The sequence below is a fragment of the Micromonospora globispora genome, assembly GCF_003857015.1.
GTDB classification, from domain to species: Bacteria; Actinomycetota; Actinomycetes; order Mycobacteriales; family Micromonosporaceae; genus Micromonospora; species Micromonospora globispora.
On sequence record NZ_QGGF01000699.1, the window covers coordinates 1 to 808 of the forward strand.

Sequence of the window (808 nt, forward strand, 5' to 3'; positions counted from 1 at the left end):
GCGCGGTGTCGACCTGGTGGTGGACTACCGGCAGCCCGACTGGACCGACCGGGTCCGCGCGGCCACCGACGGGGTCGACGTGGTCTTCGACGGGGTGGGCGGCACACTGGCCCGAGCCGCGTTCGACCTGCTCGGCGCGGGGGGCCGGATGCTCAGCTTCGGGCTGGCCAGCGGCGCCTGGGCCGACCTGCCCGCCGACGTGGCGGCAGCCCGCGGGGTGGCGCTGCTCCGCCCGAGCGCCGGGCCGGCGGAGCTGCGCGTGTACACCGAGCGGGCGCTGGCCGAGGGCGCGGCCAGGCGGCTGCGACCGCTCATCGGGCAGCGCTTCCCGCTGGAACGGGCCGCCGAGGCACACGCCGCCATCGAGTCCCGCGCCACCATCGGCAAGACCCTCCTCGACGTACCCTGACCACCCCCGCGCCCCGGCGCTCGCCGCCCGCGGGTGCGGGGGTGGTCGGTCAGAGGTACATGCCGGTGCGATGCTCGGCCGACTGGGCGCGGGCCGGCTTGTCGCCCTCGCCAAAGAAGCGCTTGCCGCCGAACTCGCCGTGCAGCCGGTCGTCCAACTCGTCGGCCAGGCCGGTCATCACCTGCACGGCGAGCATCAGGTGGGTGGCCTGGAAGTTCCGGCCGAAGACCGGGATGGAGGCCCACACCGTGTCGTCCGCGCAGTACAGCCGGCCGATCGGCATCCGGTTGGTCAGCTCGGAGAGCTTGACGTAGAGGCGCTCGGTCGGCTCCACCTCGGTGAGCACCGGGGAGAAGACGTCCACCAGGGGCGGGTTGTCACGCACCCGGACGAAGACCA

General features: G+C 74.3%; 2 protein-coding genes. One reads left to right on the forward strand and one right to left on the reverse strand.

Annotated elements, in window-relative coordinates; translation table 11 throughout:
• Positions 1-409, forward strand: a 409-nt coding sequence (locus DKL51_RS32550) for a zinc-binding dehydrogenase (RefSeq protein ID WP_148097917.1), incomplete at its 5' end; no start/stop codon positions are given.
• Between the two features lie 49 nt (positions 410-458).
• On the opposite strand, the gene DKL51_RS32555 is transcribed toward DKL51_RS32550, so the two are convergent.
• Positions 459-808: T3SS (YopN, CesT) and YbjN peptide-binding chaperone 1 (locus tag DKL51_RS32555; protein WP_438819687.1), on the reverse strand; the 350-nt coding region annotated here is incomplete at its 5' end.